General features: G+C 42.7%; 5 protein-coding genes. 1 reads left to right on the top strand and 4 read right to left on the bottom strand.

Annotated elements, in window-relative coordinates; all coding sequences use genetic code 11:
• Positions 1-238, top strand: a 238-nt coding sequence (locus tag ABYB02_RS11860; RefSeq protein ID WP_372762658.1) for an NAD(P)-dependent oxidoreductase, incomplete at its 5' end; no start/stop codon positions are given.
• Positions 239-344: 106 nt separating this feature from the next.
• On the opposite strand, the gene ABYB02_RS11855 is transcribed toward ABYB02_RS11860, so the two are convergent.
• The 4 genes from ABYB02_RS11855 to ABYB02_RS11840 form a co-directional block, all read right to left on the bottom strand.
• Positions 345-1,244, bottom strand: coding sequence for a diguanylate cyclase (locus ABYB02_RS11855; protein WP_372762657.1), 900 nt, complete (start codon positions 1,242-1,244; stop codon positions 345-347).
• A complete protein-coding gene (locus tag ABYB02_RS11850; RefSeq protein WP_372762656.1) occupies positions 1,228-5,022 on the bottom strand; it encodes an ATP-binding protein in 3,795 nt (1,264 codons plus the stop codon). Before ABYB02_RS11850 ends, ABYB02_RS11855 begins: the two co-directional genes overlap by 17 nt.
• Before the next feature lie 66 nt (positions 5,023-5,088).
• On the bottom strand, positions 5,089-6,486 hold the full coding sequence (locus ABYB02_RS11845; protein WP_372762655.1) for a PhoH family protein: 1,398 nt from the start codon (positions 6,484-6,486) through the stop codon (positions 5,089-5,091).
• A 377-nt stretch (positions 6,487-6,863) separates the two neighbouring features.
• On the bottom strand, positions 6,864-8,129 hold a 1,266-nt coding region (locus ABYB02_RS11840; RefSeq protein WP_372762654.1), incomplete at its 5' end, for a TonB-dependent receptor.

Here is an 8,129-nt window from a genome sequence, read left to right as displayed (position 1 = left end):
TGAGGCCGATCTTGCTACAGCGTTACAGCAACAGTTGATCGCCGGTGCGGGGGTGGATGTACTCACCAAGGAGCCCGCCGAAATTAATAACCCATTGGCGAATTACCAAGGCGATAATTTACTCCTCACTCCACATATTGCGTGGGCAAGCACCGAGTCCATAGTGCGGTTAATAAATGAAGTAAGCTTAAATATTATCGCCTTTACTGAGCAGCAATCGCGTAATCGTTTGGTGTAAAAGTAACGGCCCCTATTAAGCCACTCATTATTTGTAAGTAGTCACTAAAAAACGCCCATTAAATTTGGCGTTTTTTGTGCAAAGAGCTGCGAAAAGCTACGAAAATTTAATGAGCCATTACCTGGTTACGCCCTGCTTGCTTCGCGGCGTATAACGCTAAATCTGCATGCTCTAACAACTGCTCAGCACTGGCAATAGCTGTGTCCGCGGTGCTGGCCACACCAATACTAATGGTGATGTGGTTTGCATGCAGTGACGCTTGATGTGAAATCGCTAATTTATTTACTGCATTGCGTAATTTTTCTGCAAATACAATAGCTTGATCTTTACTGACAGCGGGTAACACCGCTGCAAATTCTTCGCCACCATAACGCGCAATAAAGTCACTGCCGCGCTCACATTGCGCCGCCATGCATTGCGCTACTTTGGTTAAACAATCATCGCCAGCGCGATGGCCATAATTGTCGTTGTAGCGTTTAAAATAATCAATATCTATCAGTAATACCGACAGCGTCGTGTCGCTGCGTTTACATTTACGCCATTCACGCGTGAGGTTTTCGTCTAAGTAACGCCTATTAGGTAACTCGGTTAATCCATCTATTGACGCTAACCTTTCTAACAAATCATTTTTTTGTTTGATCAATAATTGATTTCGTACTCTAACACGCACGATTGAGGCGCAAAATGGCTTAGTAATATAATCCATTGCCCCTAACTCTAAGCCTTTCGCTTCATCGTCATGGCTTTGGTTTGCCGAAATAAAAATAATCGGAATAGAGTGCGTTTGGCTGTTTTCTTTTAGTTTCACCAATACTTCGTAACCATCGATGCCCGGCATAACGATGTCGAGTATAATTAAATCAACTTGGGTTGTGGCTAAAAAAGCTAAAGCGGCTTCGCCACTGTCAACTAAGTAAATTTGGTGTTCATCACTGAGTGTTTGTTCCAGCACTATTCGGTTAAGGGCATCGTCGTCAACAATTAATACTTTAGCTTTTTTGGACATTCCCCACCTTTGACACATTAATAAACGCAATTACTTGCTCTAACTGCATAATAAGCTCTTTCATTGTTAATTCAACTGCTTTGTTAGTTGTTCTGAGCTGTTTTTCTGTTTGCTTAGCACACTGCGACAAGCGCTGAAAACCTAAATTTCCCGCCACACCTTTGATGCTATGCGCTAAACGGATCAGCTCATCAACATCTTGGTTATTGCGAATTTGCGCTATTTGTGTACTACATAAATGCGCAAATTTAGTGATCATGGTATTCAGTAGCACGTCGTCTAAATTAAACTGCGTTAACGCAAACGCGTATTCGAAAAAGCTCACTTTAGTGAGTTCGAGTTCAGCAATAGCCCCGATAAGCTCTTTTGCTACCACAGGTTTGGTTAAATGCTTATTCATTCCACACGCTAACGAACGTTCAATATCGGCCGGTTCACAATGTGCTGTTAGTGCAAAAATAGGTAATTGCTCGGTATCAAACTGCCGACGAATTAAGCGCGTGGCTTGGCAACCATCTAAGTGTGGCATCTGCACATCCATCAGGATCAAGTCGGGCTGTAACGTAGCGAGTAAATCAATCCCCTGCTGCGCGCTGAGCACAGTAACCACATTGATGTTGGCCTGCTGTAAAACACTGCTAATAACATCTAAGTTTAATTGATTGTCATCGATTGCCAGCACCAATAAGCCAGCGACATGCTGTTGCGGTAATAGCGGGTTAACTTTGCTCGTTTCGCTAATAACATTAAAATTTGCAGCTGCTGAGTCTAAGCTCAATAACCGCTGCGCCAGTGCGCTGGCCTTTATACACTGTACCGACAGCGAGGCACAACTAGCAGGCAAGCTGAATCCTGGCTGTTGACCCACAATAATAACATCAGTGGCGTTTGCCAATAATGCCTCAGTGCAACTGGCGCTATTGAATAAGGCCGCGGTATCGGCAACGTCAATAATGAGCTTGTCGTAATTTTTTAGCTTATCCGCGGATGTTAACGCCGTGGCTAACTCTACGCAGCTAAGTTCTGCAAAGGTATTAGCCACCTGTTGCAGCTCACTACTTTGCGCTGATAACAGCGCTAAGGTATTACGCGGTAAATAGCAGCGATTTTGCGTATCAAGCTGCACTGTAATGTTAAAATAAAACTCACACCCCTGCCCTTTATCACTGTTTAGTGCTATTTCCCCTCCCAACAGTGACACTGCATGCTTTACAATCGCCAAGCCCAATCCCACCCCTTGATGGGTACGGGTTGATGACTCATCACCTTGTGTAAAAGCATCAAATAACCGCTGCTGATCGGCCTTATCAATACCTAAACCGGTGTCAATGACTCTAAAGCAAATACTTTGCTGTGTGGCATCACTGTGCACGAGCTCCATCTTCAGGGTAATGCTGCCAGTATTGGTAAATTTAACCGCATTGGTTAATAAATTACCCAGTACTTGCTGTAAACGCACGCTGTCACCGATTAGCTGCGGGGCAATTAAGGGGTCAATATCGATAATAAATGCAATATTTTTACTTTCGCACAGTGGCGCCGTTAAGCTGTCGCAGATATCCACTAAATCAACCAAGCAAAAAGGGGCTTGGGTTAATTTCGCTTCGTCACTTTCTACCCGCGCAAAATCGAGCATGCTATTGAGTAACAGTAATAGACTGTGAGCCGCATGCTTAGCTTGCTCTGTTTGCTGTAATTGTTTGGCAGTTAATCCTTGCTCTATCAGCATATCCAATAAGCCGAATACAGCATTGAGTGGTGTGCGGATCTCATGGCTTAAATTGGCAATAAAACGACTTTTAGCAAGCGTGGCACGCTCGGCGTCATGTTTTGCTTTGGTTAATGCACTAATATCTTGTATGTGCACTATATAATATAAAGGTTCGCCATTTTCATGCCACACCAATGACACACTTAACTGCAACCATTCGGCTAACTTTGCGTGCGCCAAGGTTAAATGGTAGACCCGCTTTTTATTATTAAGTAGCTGCTCAAGTGTGGCTGCGATTTCTTGCCACTGGGTTTTACTAAATAAGCTCTGTAATGACTTTCCGGGCAACTCTTGGTGTGCCGCGAATAATTTTCGCGCCGCTTTGTTTACCTGCAAAATAGTATGATCCAGCGACAACAACAGCACACTGTTAGCCGCAAATTCAATGGCACTTCTAAATTTAGACTCCGACTCTCTTAATGCATGTAAGGTGTGTTGTTGCTCGGTGATATCGCGACCGATGCCCATCACGCCTAACAATTGTTGCTGCTCATTGTAAAATGGCGCTACGGTTAACAAATAAGCACGCCCTTCACTATCAACCCGTTGCTGCTCGGGCATACAAGTCTGCTGTACTTGCTGTTCTAATGCGCTTATGTTGTTGCTGTCGAGACCCACGTCACTGCTTAATTTACCCATTAAATCGGCTTGCTGTTTGCCAATAAACGCTTCAAATGCTTTGTTACAGCCTAAAAATGAGCCATCGGTATTTTTAAAATAAATAAAGTCAGGCACACTATTGAGCACAGTATTAAGCAGCGCTAAATGACGCTCTTTAGCTTCGTAGCTGCGGGTTAACTTTTCAGATTGCAGTTGTAACTTTGCATCAAGCTGCTTATTCAACTGTTGGAGCGACTCCACCAGCTGAGTATTTTTTGCGAACACGGCTTTCACTTTTAAAAACCACGGCTGCCAATTTAATGGTACTTGGTAGCTTAAATGACCGCCTTTACTGTCTTCATTATGCGCTAAGTAACTCATTAAAAAGGTCATGGGTTTTATAAAAATACGCTGACTTAACCAAAAGAACACGCCAAACATTATGCTTAAAAAAACGGTTAAAAAGCAAAACTCAATAATCGTTTCATAAATAATAGGCATAGATAATTGCTTATTTGATTCATAAAATGCCGCGTGAATTGGGTAGTTAGCAATAGGCTGCATTAAAAAGTGGTTATTTTTTAGTACCTTGGTATTGTCGTAGTGCACCGATAACGCGGGCCAGTATTGATTTAACCGCTGCGCCTGAGTGAGCAGCTGCTGTGAGCTTGCTATCACCTCATGGTATTGGTTCATAAAGATATATTCGCCCTGCTGCGGCGATACTTTTTTTAGCCAATTAGAAATAGCCTGAACATCATAAATAAGCAGAATATAATCGTCAGAATTAACGTCTTGCTGCCGCCCTATTGCAAAGTAGGTTTTGTTATTTACGGTAATAATCGGGCTGGAGGTGAGTTGCCCTTCTAAAAACAGTGGCTTAAATTTACCTTGTAATATGTCAGTGAGTAACAAGCGCTCGCTGCGATCCCGCCGCGCCACATAGGCAAAACCCTGCTCATCAACATAGGCCACAGCGCTAAGAGATTGCATTAACGCCAGCGTGCTATTAAATGACGGGGCAAGCGTAACTACTTTTTGCCAGCGCAACGCGGCAGGCGATGATTGTGCAAATTCACCAGTGCCCACTATTTCGCCATTTAGCGCACTAACATATTGATAATAGTAGTCATCATATTGATTTACCTTGGTCGGTAATTCGCTATATCGCTGGTGTTGATTAGATTGATGATACAGGGTAAACATAGTGCTGAATAAGTCATTGATCCCCGCCATGGTATGCTCAACTTGCGCCGCAACATTGGCAAAATCAGCATGGCGCTTTTCAATCGCGCGCTCAACTTTAATATTATATAAGTGTAAACATAATAAAAAAGCCACAAACAACGGCACGGCTAACGCCACCACTAAAGAGCGGTAATAATCTTTTAAGGGTAAAAATTTCAACTGTTTGCCTGTTTTATGGCTCGATAATCAGCTAATAGACTAGCGAGCCATAATGTTAAGCGCAAGTTATAAGTTTTCTTCGGCAAAAGAAGCTAAGCGACTACGTACCACACCGTTAAGATTTATCGTGGCGCTGCCCTCAAACTTTTTAAAGCGCTCTACGATATAGGTTAATCCCGAGGTCACTGGGGTTAAGTAATTACTGTCTATTTGTGCCAAATTACCGGTACAAATCAATTTAGTGCCCTCACCACAACGGGTAATAATGGTTTTTAATTGTGAGGCCGTTAAATTTTGACTTTCATCTAAAATAACCACCGCGTTTTGAATACTCCGGCCGCGCATAAAGTTTACCGACTTAAACTGGATATTGGCTTTTTCCATTATATAGTTACGGCTCGATATTGGGTTTTCATCGCCCTTATGTAGCACTTCCAGCGTATCGGTAATGGCCGCCAACCAGGGCGCCATTTTTTCTTCCTCGGTGCCGGGTAAAAACCCTATTGATTCGGCTATTTCAGGGGTATTACGAGTGACGATTACTTTGTCGTAAATACCTTTTTCGATCACCATCTCTAGTGCACTAGCAAGCGCCAATAACGTTTTACCACAGCCAGCGGGGCCGGTTAAAATAACCAGCTCAATACTGGTATCCAGTAGCGCATCGAGTGCCATACCCTGATAAATGTTTTTCGGTTTGACTCCCCATGCGCTGTGGTGCATTAAGCGCTCATAACCAATATCTTTTAAGGTAATGTACTCTTCATCGTAGGCGTTAACCCGCGCGGCAAAGTGCTCGCCATCATCAATTAAGTATTCGTTATAAAACACATCGGGGATTAAATTTTTTGCCACATGGTGGAAAGTATCACGGCCATTTTGCTGAGTATTACACTCTCCTACATGCTGCCAAAAATCACCGGCTATTTTTTTGTAGCCACTGGTTAATAAGCTAATGTCATCAATCAATTGGTCGGTGCGATAGTCTTCAACATGATTCAATCCTGCGCCTTTGGCTTTTAAACGCATATTGATATCTTTGGTGACGAGTATCACTTTGGCATCACTATGTTGTTTTTGTAAATACACCGCACAGTTAATAATACGGTGGTCGTTTTCATTGCCGGGCAACCCCGAAATAGAGTCGGCAAACAAGTGATCATTAACAATAATTAAGCTACCGTTTGACTCCGCTTTGGCTTTTTTATTACTGGGTAACGCCACGCCTTGTAACATTTGTTCGGGGGTGGCATTTTTTAAAATTTCATCTAAACCACGAATAGCAATACGCGCATCGCGACTGACATCGTGCTTACGGTCTTTTATATGGTCGAGCTCTTCAAGCACCGTCATTGGAATGACCACACTGTGTTCTTGAAAAGATAAATAGGCAAGGGGTTCATGAAGCAATACATTGGTGTCTAGTACATACATTTTATGGTGAAGGTTCGAAGCTTTTTCCATAGCACTATCCTTACGTTTTATGATTTTTATGCAATACCCTAATAAAAAAGTAAAACCAGAAATGTAAACCTGCAATACTTAATTACCAAGGCATAATGTAAGTTTAGTCTATTTGTCATAAAAGACCGTTTTATGACAACCATTAGTTATATTTACAGCTCACCGATGGTTAAGCAGAATATAAACCGCAAGCTGCTAAACGCACATCTCAGCCGTCTAACTGCGCCTTAGTAAGCAAGCTCTAGGGTTAGCATTGAGCATTATTAGTCATAAAATTAAAAAGCACCGTATTTGGCAATACGGTGCTTTTAAGTGACTCAGTGTTTACAAACACAGTGTGCGCATTAACCTGAGCGCTGAATATTTAAATGTTTCACTTACAAGCCAAACAAATACTCAAAACGTACGCCGGCGGTGCGAGGTGTGATCAAGTAATGACCATAGTTACGCTGTAGGCTGGCATCATTAGAGTTCATCGCAGGATACTTAGCCAAGCCAATATCACCTTTGTCGCGGCGTACTGAGCTATAAGCATATTTATCAAACATATTATCCATATATAAGGTTACCGACCATTCGTCTTTTGAAAACCTTGCCGAGATATTGCTTAACGCATAACCTGGTAACGCTTCGCCGTCAGCGCGCAAACCCACTTTAGAGTACACGTCACTTTGGTAGGTAAGACCATAGTTGATGTCTAGCAAGGTATCGTCAAACAGTTCTGTGGAATAAGTCGCGCCCAGTGAAAACTGTTGCTCAGGCGAACCCGGTAAGCGATCGCCATCTTTACCATCGTAATAATCTTGCTCGACACCGGCATCAAGCTCATTTTGATTTAATACCTTAAACAAAAATGGCGCATCTTTAGTTAATTCTGCGTTTGTATAAGCGTAAGTTGCATAGGCTGTTAGGCTATCAGACAGCATAGCGCGTGTTGAAATTTCAACCCCTTTCGCCTCGGCGGTTGCGGCGTTACTGGTAATTGATTGTTGGCCATAGAAAGTGGCACCGGCAACTTGCGCATTGTCCCACTCAACCGTAAATAAGGCGGCGTTGAAATGGAATTTATTATTAAACCAGGTGCTTTTAAAGCCTAATTCATAGTTCGTGGTGGTATCAGCCTGATAAAGCGTTTCATCGGGCAGTGCACAAATGTTTTGAATGTCAGAGCTTGCTACATCTTCAGGACAAGCCGCAACACTGTTAGCGCCACCCACTCTGAAGCCTTCACTGATCGTGGCGTATGCCATGACATCATCGCTAAATTGGTAGCTAGCATTAATTTTAAATAAGCTGCCGTCATCGGCTGCCGTTGGGGTGCTTTTAAAGTTGAGATTAACTTCATCGGCGGCATAATTATCAAATAACGTATAGTACAAAGGTAAATCAATGGCAGAAGACGAGTTTACTTCATAGTCATAAAAACGGGCGCCGGCCATGAGTGTTAATTTATCGGTAACGCTATAAGTGATTTCACCAAACAATGCTGATTCCGTAATTTCAGCGTTTACAATTGAAATATACTCTAATGAGTCTGGGCGGAGTTGGTTTGCGCCCCAGTTATCAACGGCATATTGATCAAAACCCGGTGTAAATTCACGGCTATCTTCCGTTTTTTCAAACTTATTATAGTAACCACCAAC

The organism is Pseudoalteromonas sp., from assembly GCF_041613455.1.
GTDB lineage: Bacteria > Pseudomonadota > Gammaproteobacteria > Enterobacterales > Alteromonadaceae > Pseudoalteromonas.
Note: the sequence above shows the minus strand (reverse complement) of the source record. Positions and strands in the feature narration are given on the sequence as shown.

Coding starts and splice junctions, on each gene's coding strand:
- ABYB02_RS11845 (WP_372762655.1), bottom strand. CDS start 6,486: ATGGAAAAAGCTTCGAACCTTCACCATAAAATGTATGTACTAGACACC.
- ABYB02_RS11855 (WP_372762657.1), bottom strand. CDS start 1,244: ATGTCCAAAAAAGCTAAAGTATTAATTGTTGACGACGATGCCCTTAAC.